Annotated in this window: 12 protein-coding genes; 4 read left to right on the top strand and 8 right to left on the bottom strand. The window is 47.7% G+C overall.

Translation table 11 applies throughout. The annotated features are described in order from the left end of the window. Positions 1–2: 2 nt before the first annotated feature. The 8 genes from HB364_RS00245 to HB364_RS00210 form a co-directional block, all read right to left on the bottom strand. Entirely contained in the window at positions 3–899 is an 897-nt protein-coding gene (locus HB364_RS00245) for an ABC transporter ATP-binding protein (RefSeq protein ID WP_167285901.1), read from the bottom strand. Positions 900–936: 37 nt separating this feature from the next. Next, positions 937–1,605 (bottom strand): M10 family metallopeptidase domain-containing protein, encoded by a 669-nt coding sequence (locus HB364_RS00240; RefSeq protein ID WP_167285900.1) that lies wholly within the window; start codon positions 1,603–1,605, stop codon positions 937–939. A 98-nt stretch (positions 1,606–1,703) separates the two neighbouring features. Further along, the gene (locus HB364_RS00235) at positions 1,704–4,109 is read right to left on the bottom strand and encodes a 3-hydroxyacyl-CoA dehydrogenase/enoyl-CoA hydratase family protein (protein ID WP_167285899.1); all 2,406 of its coding nucleotides are present in this window, start codon (positions 4,107–4,109) and stop codon (positions 1,704–1,706) included. Positions 4,110–4,399: 290 nt separating this feature from the next. Continuing rightward, positions 4,400–5,269: an NAD(P)-dependent oxidoreductase gene (locus HB364_RS00230; protein WP_167285898.1), complete on the bottom strand. Its 870-nt coding sequence runs from the start codon at positions 5,267–5,269 to the stop codon at positions 4,400–4,402. A gap of 99 nt (positions 5,270–5,368) precedes the next feature. After that, entirely contained in the window at positions 5,369–7,489 is a 2,121-nt protein-coding gene (gene metG / locus HB364_RS00225) for a methionine--tRNA ligase (protein WP_167285897.1), read from the bottom strand. Between the two features lie 117 nt (positions 7,490–7,606). Next, the gene (locus tag HB364_RS00220) at positions 7,607–9,460 is read right to left on the bottom strand and encodes a hypothetical protein (RefSeq protein ID WP_167285896.1); all 1,854 of its coding nucleotides are present in this window, start codon (positions 9,458–9,460) and stop codon (positions 7,607–7,609) included. Then, positions 9,450–10,010: an RNA polymerase sigma factor gene (locus HB364_RS00215; protein WP_167285895.1), complete on the bottom strand. Its 561-nt coding sequence runs from the start codon at positions 10,008–10,010 to the stop codon at positions 9,450–9,452. Before HB364_RS00215 ends, HB364_RS00220 begins: the two co-directional genes overlap by 11 nt. Positions 10,011–10,227: 217 nt before the next feature. After that, positions 10,228–11,097 (bottom strand): hypothetical protein, encoded by an 870-nt coding sequence (locus HB364_RS00210; protein ID WP_167285894.1) that lies wholly within the window; start codon positions 11,095–11,097, stop codon positions 10,228–10,230. Between the two features lie 476 nt (positions 11,098–11,573). Here HB364_RS00210 and HB364_RS00205 point away from each other — a divergent pair, with 476 nt between their 5' ends. The 4 genes from HB364_RS00205 (at position 11,574) to HB364_RS00190 (ending at position 15,604) form a co-directional block, all read left to right on the top strand. Continuing rightward, positions 11,574–12,407, top strand: coding sequence for a S66 peptidase family protein (locus HB364_RS00205; protein ID WP_394353214.1), 834 nt, complete (start codon positions 11,574–11,576; stop codon positions 12,405–12,407). A gap of 4 nt (positions 12,408–12,411) precedes the next feature. Next, positions 12,412–13,512, top strand: coding sequence for a YARHG domain-containing protein (locus HB364_RS00200; RefSeq protein ID WP_167285892.1), 1,101 nt, complete (start codon positions 12,412–12,414; stop codon positions 13,510–13,512). A gap of 75 nt (positions 13,513–13,587) precedes the next feature. Further along, positions 13,588–14,496 carry a S66 peptidase family protein gene (locus tag HB364_RS00195; protein WP_167285891.1) on the top strand — a complete coding sequence of 303 codons (909 nt, stop codon included), beginning with the start codon at positions 13,588–13,590 and terminating at the stop codon, positions 14,494–14,496. Positions 14,497–14,668: 172 nt separating this feature from the next. Next, the gene (locus HB364_RS00190) at positions 14,669–15,604 is read left to right on the top strand and encodes a hydrogen peroxide-inducible genes activator (protein ID WP_167285890.1); all 936 of its coding nucleotides are present in this window, start codon (positions 14,669–14,671) and stop codon (positions 15,602–15,604) included. Positions 15,605–15,679 lie beyond the last annotated feature (75 nt).

The following is a 15,679-nucleotide window of genomic DNA, read 5'->3' as shown; positions in this document are numbered from 1 at the left end:
GATCACTTGTTGTTTTGGGTGAGTTCAAAGAATTTGGCTTCGAGGCTTTTCTTGCGCAGGCGAAGGTGGTTGAGGATGATGCCTTGCTCAAAGCAGTATTTATTAACCGCTTCCAGCCTGGCGGTGCCATTGGGAAAGAATGCTTCCACATGGTGTTCGTTCATGGCTACCTGTGCGGCGCCGGGATAGGATTGCAGCGCGGATAAGAGTTGCTGCATATTGGCGGCGCCTGCTTCCACAATATCTTCCTGCACCAGTATTTCATCTACATGACCGTGGGTAATTAAGGTACCCTTTTGCAGGATCGCTACATGGGTACATACTTTCTCCACTTCATCCAGCAGGTGGCTCGCCATGATGATGGTTTTACCTTCTTTGTTCAGTTTTTTGATCAGTTCCCTTGTCTCTGCTATGCCAACAGGATCGAGTCCATTGGTAGGCTCATCAAAGATCAGTACATCCGGATTGCCCAGCAGGCAGGAGGCGATGGCCAGTCTTTGTTTCATACCCAGTGAATAGGTACTGAATTTGGAAAGCTTACGCTGATCAAGGCTAACCAGCTTCAGCACCCGCTCTATATCTTCCTGGCCGCGTCCCTTGATGGCGGCAGCAATGTTAAGGTTCTGTACTGCATTAAGGTAGTGGTAGAAGTTGGGCGTTTCCAGAAAAGTACCGATCTGCTTGCGGTGCTTCGGGCCGGGTACTTCATCAAAGAGCTTAACCGACCCGGAAGTAGGGCGCAGTATATCCATAATGATACCCAGTAAAGTGGTTTTCCCACTTCCGTTAGGCCCCAGTATGCCGAATACAGATCCCTGGGGAACTGTAAAAGAAACATTTTTGAGCGCCTGAATGTAACCGTAGTTCTTGTGCAAACTTTCAATAGTGAGAATAGCCATGTAAGGGCGTTTATCCTATAAAGATGGTACTTTCTTTTTATTGTTGAAAGTCTGTTGCTATATGTTTTTGGTGATACATACTGGAAAAATCGCCTACGATGGCCATGCCCTGCTGGTTAAAATCCAGTTTATGCAGTTTCAGCCCTTCTACATCTGCCGGCAATACTTTCCGGAAGCGGGGATCGAGGGTACCGCCCTCCTCTCCCGGTACAGCAGCGGGATTGTATTGGAATGACGGATCGCAGAGGGTGCCGCGCGGGTACATGATGCCGGGGATACCACCGCCGCGGAGGTCCAGGTTCCCGGGGTGATCGAGCCCGAGCGTATGGCCATATTCATGGGCGGCAGTAGTGGGTGTTTGCAACAGGTTGGAGAGTTTGAAATAGCCGGTATTGCATCCTACGCCGTCCACGAAGGAGATATTGCCGCCGGCAAATTCTTCAATGCGGAAGAAATTGAGCCGGGGGCGGTCATTGTACCATACCTTTTCGGGATCGAGGTCGGGTGCATAGATGCCTTCCACGTTGAATTGTACTGTGTAAAGCTCCCGTTTGATATTGACGGGTGCTTTGGGTTCATTCCAGCAGGCGCTGATATCATCGGCAATCCGGATAGACAGTTCCAGGGAGGCTGCATCACCGTAGAAATAAAATACGGAGTGGATCGTAAGTTGTAAGGATGATTTGTCTAACTGAGCTTCTCCCATAGCATTCAAGGTAACAAAAAAGGGCGCAACCTTGATGGTTGCACCCCGGGATTTCTCATGTGACCCTTTTATAATTGAACGCGTAACAAACGATGGGTCTAATTGCGTACCGGCTTTCCGCCTTTGAGTACGCTTTGTATCCTTTCCAGTGTTTTCTTTTCACCACAAAGGCTGAGGAAGGCCTCTCTTTCCAGGTCGAGCAGGTATTGCTCTGTAACGGCGGATTGCTCACTAAGATCACCGCCGCACATTACATACGCCAGCTTTTTGGCTACTACCACATCATGGTCGGTAGCATAACCTGCGCGCCACATACCATTGATACCGGCATATAAAGCACCCAACGCTGAACGTCCCAATACTTTTATATCAGACCGTTGTACGGGGGTAATGTAACCACTATCATATATTTCCTGTACACTATTTTTGGCTTCTGCTATACGGCGACCCTGGTTTAAAATAACTTCATCATGGCCTTTACGCAGGATGCCGAGTTCAAAGGCTTCGGCAGCAGAAGTGGCTACTTTGGCTGTAGCAATCGTGAGAAAGCGGTTTTTCAGGGTAATGGTTTCGGGCTCATCTTCATGCATTTCATCGGCAGCGCGCAATACAAATTCTTTGGTGCCGCCACCGCCGGGAATGAGGCCCACGCCCAGTTCCACCAGCCCGATATAAGTTTCTGCAGCAGGGCATACTTTATCGGCATGCAGGCTCAGTTCGCAGGCGCCGCCCAAAGATAAAGCATGTGGCGCTACTACTACCGGCACCGAAGAATAACGCGCCCGCATCATGGTATTCTGAAAGAGGCGGATGGCCATATCCAGTTCGTCATATTCCTGTTCAATGGCCAGCATGAAGATCATGCCTACGTTGGCGCCGGCACTGAAGTTAGCACCTTCATTGGCAATCACCAAACCCTTGTATTTATTTTCTGCCAGGGCAATTGATTTTTGTATGCCTTCGAGTACTTCGCCACCAATGCTGCCCATTTTGGTATACCATTCCAATCCCAGCACATCATTGCCCAGGTGGTAGGTACGGCAGGAACTGTTCTTCCACACCGTTTGGTTTTCGAAGTTCTTCATGACAATGAAGGCTTCGCCGCCGGGTAAGGACTTGTACGACTTAGACGCTATATCATAGTACAACTTTTGGCCATTCTCCACTTTAAAGAATGTTTTAATGCCGGCGGCCACCATTTCCTGTACCCAGGGTGCTACGGCATAACCTGCATCCTGCATCTTTTTCACAGTGCCTTCCACGCCCAGTACATCCCAGCTTTCAAAAGCGCCTATTTCCCAGCCAAAGCCGGCCATCATGGCGTCATCTACCCGGTATATTTCATCACTGATCTCCGGAAGGCGGTGGGATATATAAGAGAATAAACCGTAATGGAAATGGCGGTAAAAATCACCTGCCTTGTCCATGCCGGTGCACAATGCTTTGAGTCTTGTTTTGAGGTCATCAATCGGCTTGGCCGCTTCCACGGTGGCAAACTTTGGCTTTTTGCGCGGCTCATACTCCATGGTCCTGAGGTTGAGTACAAGGATCTCTTTTTCTCCGCCGCCGCCTTTGGTCTTTTTAAAGAAGCCCTGTCCTGTTTTGTCGCCCAGCCACTTATTCTCTACCATTTTGTCGAGCCAGGCAGGGATGGTAAAGGTGTTTTTGGCTTCATCGTTGGGACAGTTATCATGTACGCCTTTGGCTACTTTTACGAGGGTGTCAATACCTACCACATCGGCTGTGCGGAAAGTGGCCGATTTGGGCCTGCCGATGATGGGGCCTGTCAGAGCATCTATCTCATCAATGGTAAGTCCCATTTTCTCTACCAGGCCAAAGATGGCCATGATGCCATATACCCCGATGCGGTTGGCAATAAAGGCCGGTGTGTCCTTACACAGTACGGTGGTTTTGCCCAGGTACAGATCGCCATAATGCAGGAGGAAATCTGTTATGGCCGGATCGGTATGCGGGGTAGGGATGATCTCCAGCAGGCGCAGGTAGCGCGGCGGGTTGAAGAAGTGGGTACCGCAGAAATGCTTTTTAAAATCCTCGCTCCTTCCTTCGGCCATCAGGTGGATGGGAATACCGGAGGTATTGGAGGTGATGAGGGTGCCGGGTTTACGGTATTTTTCTACTTCGGTAAAGATCTGTTGTTTGATATCGAGCCGTTCTACTACAACTTCAATGATCCAATCACAACCGGCAATATCTTTCATATCATCCGTGAAGTTGCCGGTCTTTATTCTTTTTACTACGTCTTTGGTATAAGTGGGGGAAGGGTTGGATTTGATGGCGGCCGCCAATGCTTCATTAACGATGCGGTTCTTTACGGCCGGATGATCGGGAGATAATCCTTTGGCCTTTTCCGCATCGGTTAGTTCTTTAGGGGCTATGTCCAATAATAAGACCTGTAAACCTACTCCTGCAAAATGACAAGCTATGCGCGATCCCATGACTCCACTGCCCAGTACTGCGACCTTCCTGATAAGGCGTTTTGACATAGAATAAATTAGTTAGTTAAACAACTATTTAACCCGAAGGTAGTAAAAAAGCTGGAATAAAAAAGTTTCAGGCCATGTTAAGCTTTGCCGGCACTGGTGGGGGGTAATGCTGTATACCGCCGGATTGGGCAGGGGGGTTACTAACCCTATGAATGCCTATACAACGCCACTGGTTCAACAAGGGTCTGAAGCTTCTATAAGACCTCTATAGGTGCTCTATAAAAGCTCTGTAAGAGCTCTATAGCTTTTTATTGTATTTTATTGATTTTAATATGAAGATGGCTTAAAGGTTATTTTGAGGCACCAAGAGAAACAGCGCTCCAGTCTATGGATTCTTTTCCGTTGTTGACCAGTTGGGCCAGGTGGCCTTTGAGCAATTCTGCCAGGGGTAAGGGCTGTTGGGCCAGCGCACCCTGTTGCAATACCAGGTTGAGGTCTTTCAGGCCCAGTTTGGCGGTGAAAGCGGCGGGCTCAAATTGCTGGTTGAGGATGATCTTGCTGTAGTTCTGGTAAATGGGGGCATTGAAGATGGTTTGGCCAAACATATCCCACATTTTATGGGCGTCTACGCCGCTTTGCTGCGCCAGCAGGGCGCTTTCGCCAATGGCTTCGAGGGCAGTAGCGATTAAGAAGTTGCCACATAGCTTAACGGTATTGGCAGTGAGCACGTCATCGCCAAAATCCCATACGCCAGTGCCACCGGCCTCTTTAAGCAGGGGTGTTGCCTGTTCGCGGATGGTCTTTTCGCCGGAGATCACAAAGTTGAGCTTGCGGGCTACGGCTGCTTCGGGCCGTCCAAATACCGGGGCAGACAGGTAGTGCTGACCTTTTTCCTGGTGCAGGGCGGCCAGTTCACCCGCTGTTTGCGCCAGGATGGTGCTCATGGAAATATGAATGCTGCCGGGTTTCCCGTGTTGTAATAATCCGTTCTCACTGGTAGTAATGCTTTTCAGGGCGGCATCATCAGCTACCATGGTGACAACAATATCGCATTGCTGCGCCAGTGCTGCTACTGTATCACATACGATAGCGCCTTTGGCTTCGAGTGGTTTTGCTTTTGCGATGGTGCGGTTGTATACATAGAGGGGATGACCGCTTTCCAGTAAGTTAATGGCAATCGGTGTGCCGAGGCTTCCCAGCCCGATAAATCCGTATTTCATATAGAATGATTTAAATGAATGGTCACATTGATTTGTACAGATAACAAGAAGCCCCGCTGATTGTTGAGCGGGGCTTTATCAATTAAAGAATTGCTGATATTAACTTACGCCTGACCCCTCATCTATTTTGGTGCCGGGGCTGACGAAATGCAGTTTGCCTGCTTTGTCTTCCGCCATCAGGATCATGCCATTGCTTTCTATGCCTTTCATTTTGCGGGGCGCCAGGTTGGTTACCACCACTACCTGCTTACCTACAATGTCTTCGGGTTTGAAATGCAGGGCAATGCCCGATACGATGGTGCGCTTTTCAAATCCGAGGTCTACTTCCAGCTTCAGCAGTTTGTCGGCCTTGGCCACTTTCTCTGCAGAAAGGATCGTTCCTACCTTCAGGTCTATTTTACCAAAATCATCATAGACGATTTCTGGTTTCTGGTTGCTGGTTACTGGTTGTTCTTTTGCTTCGCTGCCCTTTGCGTCAGGCTTTGCATTTTTAACTGCTTCGGATTGTGTGGAAGCTGGTTTTATACGATTGGCTTCAAGCTTGCTTATTTGCGCCTGTACTTCTGTATCTTCTATTTTTCTAAACAGTAATTGCGGTTCTCTTAAGCTATAGCCTACGCTCAGCAGCTTCGCTTTACCGGCATTTTCCCAATCCAGCATTTTTTCCACCACCTTCATCATGTGCAGCATTTTCTTAGCGGTGAAAGGCAGGAAAGGATTGATGAGCACAGCCAGGTTGGCCGTTAACTGCAGGCAAATGTGCAGGCAGTTATCAATGAGTTTTTGCTTTTCAGGATTGTCTGCCAGTGATTTTGCCACGATCCAGGGTTCCTTCTCCTGCATGTATTTATTGCCTTTGCGGGAAAGGTCAATCACTTCAAACAGGGCATCGCGGAACTTGTATTGCTCCAGCAGGTTCTCCACCCTTGTTTTGGTGGCTTCGAACTCTGCGATCATATTTTCATCGGTCTTATCGGCCACATCGGCATGCAGGTTGGGCACTTTGCCGCCGCAGAGTTTGTGCATCAACACAAAAGTGCGGTTGACGAAGTTGCCGAAGATGGATACCAGTTCGCTGTTATTCCTGTCCTGGAAATCTTTCCAGGTAAAATCATTGTCTTTTGTTTCCGGCGCATTGGAGCAAAGCACATAGCGCAATACATCCTGCTGGTCCGGGAAGTCGTTCAGGTATTCATGTACCCATACTGCCCAGTTGCGGCTGGTAGAGATTTTTTCACCTTCCAGGTTAAGAAATTCGTTGGCAGGCACATTATCGGGCAATACATAGTTTCCGTGCGCCTTTAACATGGCAGGAAAGATGATACAATGGAATACGATATTGTCCTTGCCGATGAAGTGCACCAGCTTGGTATCGCTTTGTTGCCAGTAATCGGCCCACTTGTCGGTGAGCTCCTTGGTGGCACTGATATAGCCAATAGGCGCATCAAACCATACATACAGTACCTTGCCTTCTGCACCGGGCAGGGGCACTTTTACGCCCCAGTTGCTGTCGCGGGTCATAGCACGGCTTTGCAGGCCACTGTCGAGCCAGCTTTTGCATTGGCCATACACGTTGTTCTTCCACTCCTTATGACCTTCCAGTATCCATTCTTTCAACCAGGGCTCATAATTCTGCAACGGGAAATACCAGTGTTTGGTTTTCCTTTTCACCGGTACGGCATCACTTAAAGCGCTGCGTGGATTGATCAATTGTTCGGGACTAAGGGTAGAGCCACATCTTTCACACTGGTCGCCATAGGCATTCTCATTGCCGCATACAGGACAGGTGCCGATAATGTAACGATCGGCCAGGAATGTATTGGCCTTCTCATCAAAGTATTGTTCTGTTTCCTTTTCTTCAAATAAACCCTCATCGTACAGCTTTTTGAAGAAACCGGCGGCTGTTTCGTGGTGTATTTTATTGGAAGTACGGGAGTAGATGTCAAAGGAAATGCCCATTTCTTCAAAGCTCTTTCCCATGAAGGCATGGTATTTATCTACGATCTCTTGTGGAGTGACGCCTTCTTTCATGGCGCGGATGGTGATGGGTACACCATGTTCATCACTGCCACAGATAAATTGAATGTCTTGCTTGCGCGCGCGCTGGTAGCGTACATAGATGTCGGCCGGTATATAACAGCCCGACAGGTGACCAATGTGCACGGGGCCATTGGCATAAGGCAATGCGGCTGTTACGAGGTATCTTTTAAAGTCTGTCATTCGTCTTATAGCTTGCTTTTACGGATTGCAAAAGTAACCATTTAAGGGGAATTAAAAGGGTGAGCCACCTTTGGAAGGTGACCCACCCTTTTAATCTTTCAGGTATGTATCAATGTTTTATGGCTGGATGAGGTTGAGCGCCTGTAGTTTTTGTTTGAATTCTTCGGGCGTAGTCTCTGTAAAGGCCAGGTCGCTGATCTCGTCTTTGTCAGTATTAAGTTCCTGGATGCAGGCCATTACTTTCCCGTTTTTGACGCCGATGCTGACAATTTTGACCACTTCGTCCTTAGGTACCTTGCCAAAGTATATTTTATGGTCCTTGTAGCCACCGGGCAATACGGAGCGGTAGCGGGTAAATACGAGGTGGGAGACCATACTGGAGGGCTCAAACCCTTCACCTGGTTTGAAAGCAAACAGCACTTTCGGACCACGGTCCCTGTTAAAGCGGTCGCAATTGAACCAGCCCAGGTTGGTGATGGTAAAGCTGTATTTGTTCATAAGCTGGTGGCGCTTTTCGCGGTCGATACTGTCCACGATGAACTTTTCCAATACACGTATACTGTCTTCCGGTGACAATAATTTCTTACGCAGGGCCTGGCGAAAGGTCATGATTACAGAATCGCCTGCTATGGAAATCCTGTCCTTCCTGTACTGGTATTGCGCTACCGGGACTACCTGTACCCGTTTTATCTTTATTTTATCGAAATAGTAATTGGAATGTTCCTTTAGTTTTTGCTTCATTTCTGCATCGGAGTAAGGGCATGCTTTGGATACATAGAACCATGCTTTTATTTTCCCGCTCTCACTATGCGCAACACGGTAGGGGTCGCCATAGGGGTCCAGCACCTTTATTTCACGGTTAAGGGGATCTCTGAAACTTTGTACCTGTCCCAGGGGGGCCCAGTCAATGTCACCATTTTCATCGGCCTCCCTTTTCATAAAGCGTACCGTGTCAATCATCCGGTTTTCCATGAATTTGGCTACAAAAGCATTCTTTAAGCTGCTCCTTGTGCCCTGGAAAAGCTGCATTTGTTCATCGTATTGTTTGGTGGGCATTTCGAGTTGTATGTTTTTCCGCGGCGCTATTTTTACTTCCTGTTCATTGAGCTTTGCCGCAATGTGCACCATGCCACCGGAGATCAGTTGTTCGCCACCCGAAGTAGTGGAGAGCTTCGCGGCCAGGATATCTTCGTAACTATAGTACTCCCGCAATACGATCGTTATATTTCCTGCTTGTATGGGGCTCCCGTTTTTAAAGCTGAAAGCCTGTGCCGGAACGGACAGGCGCGTACCCTCTTTACCGGTGAGGATGGTGTCTTTATTTATATCTATTACAAATTGCTGTCCTTCTTTTTCCAGTTGCTTATAGAAGGAATTGAGCTGCTGCATGGCCGTTGTGGCATTGGTGGCTGTATTGGTTACAGCAGTAGCGGCGGCGGCTGAATCCCTGGCCAATTCTTCTGCCAGTGTGCTTACTATGGCGGGTGTTGATGGCCGGTCCGTTACCAGTTGCGTGCTGGTTGTATGCTGGATTGGTTGGGATCCGGGTTGGAAACCTATTTTACGTTGTGCCGGTTGCGTGGTGGCAGGCCGGGGGCGTGTGTTAACAGGCGTAATGGGCGCTTTTTTCTTAACAGCAGTCCGGACAGTGGCTGTTGTTTTTGCGACCTGTTGTTTTTGGCGCGCTGCTATTGTTGTTTGGGCAAGGGGGGCTCTAACGGGCGCTTTCTTTTTTGATTTGATGGTAGTGATCACTACCAGTGTGATCACGGTTACCACCGTAAATCCGCCCAGGTATTTTATAATGCGCCGGGTAGTATGCATGCGGTATCCCTTGGGGGTAGGGGTGGCACCTTGCTTCAGCAACCCTCTCATTTGCTCCCAGTGGCTATCGGCACTGCCGGTACCCTGCTGGTATTCTTCCTCTTTTTTACGGAAGAAGTCATCAATATGTTGTTCTTCAGATCGCATTAGAGTAAATTTCTTTTTTCAATAAAGTGTCCAGTTTATGTTTTAGTAGGCGCCTTGCTTCATTGAGGTGCCATTTGGAAGTGCCGGTGGCGATACCCAGCATTTGTCCTATTTCTTCGTGTTTGAAGCCATCCAGTACGAACAGGTTAAAGACCAGGGCTGTATTGCGGGGTAGTTCCTGTAAGAGGCGCATCACATCGCCGGCCGAAAGCCTGTCGTAAATATCCGGGTCTATTGAATTGGTGTTGTCCGTTACTATTTCGAGTGACTGGTGTTTAAATTTGGCCTGCCGGCGGCAATGGTCTATACAGGTATTGACGATGATACGTCTTATCCAGCCCATCAAGTCGCCTCTTCCTTCATATTGGTGGATGGTATTAAATACTTTCAGCATGCCTTCATTGTACAAGGCGGCTGCTTCATCGGCGTCGCGGGCGTAGCGGGAACAAAGTTTGATCATGCCGGTATAACAGGCACGGTAAAGGGCTTCCTGGCTTTGCGGGTTTTGTTGTTTACAACCTTCTATGATGTCATCCCTGTTTGTTAGCACGACTTTTTTTAAATAGATGGTGACAGGATCAGATTTACACAGGCCGCACGGTTTCGGGGAATCACTATTGTATTGACGAAGGGATGCAAGGGAAAGGTTGGGGAAGGGGAAGAAAAAGGCGTTTAAGGCAACGAGGCAACAAGGCGTTGAGGCAACGAGGGGAATAGCAAAGGGACCACTCTTCACAGGTGATCCCTTTATAAATATATTGAATGTGTTAGTTGCTGTTAGAGGGGCTTACTGCCTTAATGCTCTTAGCAAATTCCTTATTGTTCTTGCCGGTAGGTAAGGTAAAGCCAAGGCTCAGGATGAGCTCATAGGTGCCGAAAGCCTGCTTAGCCCTGCCTTCATATACCTTGAGGTGGCTATAGCGCGCATAGTCGACCTTTTGTGCAAACTCCACGTAGGCATATTTAAAGGCGGTGAGCCGGAAAGCCGTTTCTATCCCGGTATTCCAACCCCCGATCTGGAAACCGGGTTTATTGGCCTGGCCAAAAAAGCTGTTCTCTACGTGTGGAATTACAGGGCCTATACCGGCTTTGGCCAGCAGGTCGAGCTTCAGGTTATTCTTTTCCTTAGGCTGAACGAGCCTGAAACGCTTCACCAGGTTAAATAAAAGGAAGTTGGCTCCATTGTTCAGGTAATAATAAGAACCTTCTTTTTCTGAGAAACGCTTGGTGGTATTGACTTCCTGTCCATCAAATTTTCCTTTTACGTGTACATCCTGGCCATCGGTAATGATGTATTTGGTATGATCAAAGTTGATCTCAATAGCCAGGTCCTGCTTTTCATTGAAGAAATACCCGAGGCGGTAATTGTACTGGGGGATGGTCATGGCTTTGGAGAAGAGACCATCATCCCAGCCGGGATTGTCATGGGCGCGTACCCTTACCAATTTATAGTCATTGCCCAGGGATGGCTGACTTACATGCACGGTAGAACGGGTGTACCATTCGGTATTATAGCCCCAGCTAAAGTAGAAGCTGCCATTTTTAACAAAAGACCAGTTACTTTTCTTTTGGGCGAGTACAGACTGGTTAAAAAGGGTTAAGGTGCTAATGAAAGCGATACAAAATTTCCTTGCCATACATTAATTCCTTTCAAAAAGGGGGTTTAAGGCCGCAAAAGTATGCGGAATATGTTATTGATAGTATGTATTAACACGCCAATAGCAAAAAAATAATGGATACATTGCTCTTGACGGTGGAATTATATGACAAGCAATCGTGATAACAACAATCCGGCTGAATTGTTAAAAAAATCTTTTATCTGTCTGTAAATTGTGTTTTTCACACTTGTAACGTGCACTGTAACGAAGAGCAATGGATATTATTGCTATTTTGGGAAAACAGGTATAAAATTATTTACATGGATCGTAAGCATTTTCTTTCCTCCCTGCTGGCTGCCGGAACGGTGCTGCCCTCCCTGCCGGGCATGACCGCTGATACGAACGATGAAGATATTAGTAAAAAAGTGATTATACCACCTTACCTGAAGCAGGGAGATACCATTGGCATTACCTGTCCGGCAGGTTATATTTTACAAAAGGATATTGAGCCGGCCATGGAGCAAATGAAAAGCTGGGGTTTTACCATTAAGGTGGGTGATACCGTAGGCAAGCGGGATTTTACATTTGGCGGCAGTGATGCCGACCGGGCAGCAGACTTCCAGCAGATGATGGATGATCCCGCCGTGAAAGCCATTATGTGCGCACGGGGCGGTTATGGCTTTGTGCGTATTGTAGACCGGCTCGATTTTACGAAGCTGGCGGCAAAGCCCAAATGGATTATCGGATTTAGCGATATTACCGTATTGCACGGCCATCTGAGCCGTAATTATGGTATCGCTTCCATCCATTCCAAGATGTGCAATAGTTTCCCGGACGACTGGAGTAAAGCCGATCCCCTACAGATGGATACGATCCTTTCCATTAAGCGGGCGCTGACCGGAGAAACGATACAATATACTACCCTGCCTTCTGCCTTCAACCGGACAGGCACAGCCACCGGCGTACTGGTAGGTGGTAACCTGAAGACGATTGAAACGCTGGCCGGCAGTAAATCGGACCTGCAAACGGCCGGAAAGATCTTGTTTGTAGAGGATACCGGTGAGTACCTGTACAGCATTGACCGCATGTTCTGGAACCTCCTGCGTACCGGCAAATTGCAGGGGCTGAAAGGATTGATCATTGGCGGCTTTAAGGTGAAGCCCGATGATCCCGGTGAGGAATTTGGCCGGGCATTACAGGATATTGTACTGGAGAAGGTGAAGGATTTCTCTTATCCCGTTTGCTTTGATTTCCCGGTAGGGCATCAGAAGAATAATTTTGCCCTGAAATGCGGCGTTGTGCATAAACTGACTGTTTCCCCCGAAGCAGTTACGCTGAATGAAATGTAAAAACATGAAATACACCTTTATCCTCTTCCTGCTGCTGGTTGCCTGTACCGGCTACGGTAATGACGGCAGCTTTTATGCAGCCGGCAATACACTTATCCCCTTGAAAGAAAATGTTGTTCAGTTGAAGAAGGAAATCCTGAACCTGACCCGGCGGAGTGATGATATGCAGGTGGATATTTACTTCGAGTTCTTTAATCCGGGTGAGGAAAAAGAGTTGCTGGTAGGATTTGTAACACCGCCCGCAGCCGGAGATGTATCGGGGGACGCAGAGGCGCATCCACAGATAGCCGGTTTTGCCGTAATGGTGAATAATAGCCTGCTGGCCTATAAGATAACCCGTATGGAAAAATCGGGATTTAAGTTAGGAAAGGATATAGCGCAGGGCGACGATTTTGTGTATCATTTCACCGTGAAGTTTAAGAAGGGAATTACTGTTATACGGCATAGCTACCAATACCGGGGAGGAAGTTCAGTGGAGGCGCATCACGAGTTTCTTTACCGGTTAACAACAGGCGCCACCTGGGCCAATAAGGAGATAGAAGATTTTGAATTGAATATTAATATGGGTGATGATGTGGTATTCATGGCCCCTTATGGTTTCAACACAAAAAAAGCCGACTGGAATATTGTAGGCATTGGTAAGGTAAATACGGCTGGTAAAGCTACCATGCGTTTTGGCGGGGAGGATACCCGGGAAAGTGCTGTGTACATACGCAAGGGATCCTTACAGTTAAAGGAAAAGCATTTTGTACCCACCAGTGATCTGTCATTGATCATGCCGCGGCTGTATATTGAATACCTTTCCTGGTGTCCGGCCAATGAGAAGAATGATTTTGATGAACTGAAGGAGTTCTTTGACAAGGATACTGCGCAGGCCCGGATACGTAATTTTTCCAATGCTCAGTTAAGGCTGTACAGGAACCTGCATTATGCCCGTAAAGGCTATGATTTTAAAGATCCGGTGCTTAGGCAAACATTTAACAAATACATATGGTATATTCCGGACCCCAATCTGAAGCCGGAAGGGTTTACGGAGTATTATTTTAATAAGGAAGTACAGCAGTTACTGGAGGAAGAAGAACATAAGCGGAATGCAAAGAAGTGATAGTATATTAATTCTATATAGCTATACTGGAAATCGGACTTGCCATTTTAACTTCGTGGCGAAATTTTATAATTAATGGTAAAAGCACCTTCCTATCTGGCGCCTGGCGACACTATTGGAATAGTATGTCCTGCAGGCTACATGGTGGCAGCAAAAGCGCAGACCTGTATTGATACCTTACAGCAATGGGGTTACCAGGTTAAAGTAGGAAAGACCCTGGGCAGTGATTCCACTACTTATTTTTCCGGAACGGATGAAGAGCGCCTGCGCGATTTCCAGGAAATGCTGGATGATGATATGGTGAAAGCCATCTTGTGCGGACGCGGCGGGTATGGTATGGGGCGGATCATTGACAGCGTGGATTTCAGCAAGTTTAAAAAGAACCCCAAGTGGATCATCGGCTTTAGTGATATTACCGTACTGCACGCACACCTGTACTCCAATTATAAGATCGCCTCCCTGCATGCCCCGATGGCGGCAGCCTTCAATGAGGATGGGTTTAATAATGAATATGTACAATCGCTTAGGCAGGCGCTGGAAGGAAGAACGGCCCGGTATCATTGCGGGGTGCATGAGTTTAACCACAAAGGAGAAGCCATCGGGGAACTGGTAGGCGGTAACTTATCCCTGTTGGCCCACCTGGTCGGAACACCTTCTGATATGAAGACCAAGGGCAGGATATTGTTCCTGGAGGATATAGGCGAATACCTGTACAATATCGACCGTATGTTGTACCAGTTGAAGCGGGCCGGAAAACTGGACAAACTGGCTGGTCTTATTATCGGTGGATTCACCGATAATAAGGATACCGAACGGCCTTTTGGTAACACAGCTTATGAGATCATCCATAATTGCGTAAAAGAATACGATTATCCCGTCTGTTTTAATTTCCCCGTAAGTCATGAAAAAGAAAATTACGCTTTGAAAGTGGGGGTAGGGTATAAGCTGAAAGTGGGTAAAAGCAAAGTCATATTGGAAGAGTAGTACCCCCCATAAAAAGGTGAAACCGGCATGGGAGCCGGTATCACCTTTTGGTTAACCTATCGAACCGACGTTTAGACTGTTACAGATTGATGTCACATTTGTATGCAAAACTTCATTTATTTTGCCGATAAATCTAATCGATTAATAATATTCACCCATAGATAGCATCTATATGACTTTTGTCCAACTGGAATACGTGGTGGCGGTGGATACCTGCCGGCACTTTGCACTGGCGGCCAGCCGGTGTTTTGTTACGCAACCTACGCTGAGTATGCAGATACAGAAGCTGGAAGAGGAATTGGGGGTCAAGATCTTTGACCGCAGCAAGCAGCCGGTAGTGCCTACAGAAGCGGGGACGGAGATTATAGAGCAGGCGCGTAAAATACTGGCCGAAAAGAATGTAATACAGGAGATTGTACAAAATAAGAAGGGAGTGCTGACAGGAGAGCTGCGGATAGGTATTATCCCTACCCTGGCGCCCTACCTGCTACCTTTGTTTGTACAAGGCTTCAGCAAGAAATACCCGCAGGTAAAGCTGATCGTACAGGAGATGCTTACGGAGTATGTTATTACCCGCCTGCGGGAAGGACGTATAGATGTGGGCATTGTGGTAACGCCATTGCAGGAAAAAGGGATTAAGGAGCATGTGCTTTTTTATGAAGAGCTGCTGGCCTATGTGGCACGCAAGAATGTAGCCTATAAGAAGACCTATGTACTGGCGCAGGATATTGATCCCGAAAAGTTGTGGCTGATGGAAGAAGGGCATTGCTTCCGCTCGCAGATCGTGAACCTGTGTGAGCTGCGCAAGGCCAGTGAGCTAAGCAGCCATTTTGAATATGAGGCCGGTAGTATTGAGGCTTTACGCCGCATGGTAGAACTGAATGACGGGATTACCATCCTGCCCGAACTAACGACCCTGGATATGGACAATAAGCGCCTGCAACTGATCCGCCATTTTCAAAAGCCGGCTCCCATGCGCGAGGTGAGCCTGGTGGTGCACCGGGATTTTGTGAAGAAACGCTTGATCGAAGTGCTGAAGGAAGAGATCATTGGGGCTATTCCGGAGAAAGTGAGGAAGAATAAGAGTGCGAATGTAGTACCGATATAGAGAATCCAGCATCCAGTATTCAGTATCCAGAAGCCATTGCTACCCTGTATTATTCTGGATTCTGGCTTCTGAATT

Origin of the sequence: Paraflavitalea devenefica (genome assembly GCF_011759375.1) — a bacterium.
In the GTDB taxonomy this organism is placed as follows: Bacteria; Bacteroidota; Bacteroidia; order Chitinophagales; family Chitinophagaceae; genus Paraflavitalea; species Paraflavitalea devenefica.
This window is presented reverse-complemented; position numbering and strand designations above follow the sequence as displayed.

What these genes read in the sequence shown, in the direction of transcription:
- HB364_RS00245 (WP_167285901.1), bottom strand. Translation starts at nt 899, where the DNA reads ATGGCTATTCTCACTATTGAAAGTTTGCACAAGAACTACGGTTACATT.
- HB364_RS00240 (WP_167285900.1), bottom strand. Translation starts at nt 1,605, where the DNA reads ATGGGAGAAGCTCAGTTAGACAAATCATCCTTACAACTTACGATCCAC.
- HB364_RS00235 (WP_167285899.1), bottom strand. Translation starts at nt 4,109, where the DNA reads ATGTCAAAACGCCTTATCAGGAAGGTCGCAGTACTGGGCAGTGGAGTC.
- HB364_RS00230 (WP_167285898.1), bottom strand. Translation starts at nt 5,269, where the DNA reads ATGAAATACGGATTTATCGGGCTGGGAAGCCTCGGCACACCGATTGCC.
- metG (WP_167285897.1), bottom strand. Translation starts at nt 7,489, where the DNA reads ATGACAGACTTTAAAAGATACCTCGTAACAGCCGCATTGCCTTATGCC.
- HB364_RS00220 (WP_167285896.1), bottom strand. Translation starts at nt 9,460, where the DNA reads ATGCGATCTGAAGAACAACATATTGATGACTTCTTCCGTAAAAAAGAG.
- HB364_RS00210 (WP_167285894.1), bottom strand. Translation starts at nt 11,097, where the DNA reads ATGGCAAGGAAATTTTGTATCGCTTTCATTAGCACCTTAACCCTTTTT.
- HB364_RS00205 (WP_394353214.1), top strand. Translation starts at nt 11,574, where the DNA reads ATGGAGCAAATGAAAAGCTGGGGTTTTACCATTAAGGTGGGTGATACC.
- HB364_RS00200 (WP_167285892.1), top strand. Translation starts at nt 12,412, where the DNA reads ATGAAATACACCTTTATCCTCTTCCTGCTGCTGGTTGCCTGTACCGGC.
- HB364_RS00195 (WP_167285891.1), top strand. Translation starts at nt 13,588, where the DNA reads ATGGTAAAAGCACCTTCCTATCTGGCGCCTGGCGACACTATTGGAATA.
- HB364_RS00190 (WP_167285890.1), top strand. Translation starts at nt 14,669, where the DNA reads ATGACTTTTGTCCAACTGGAATACGTGGTGGCGGTGGATACCTGCCGG.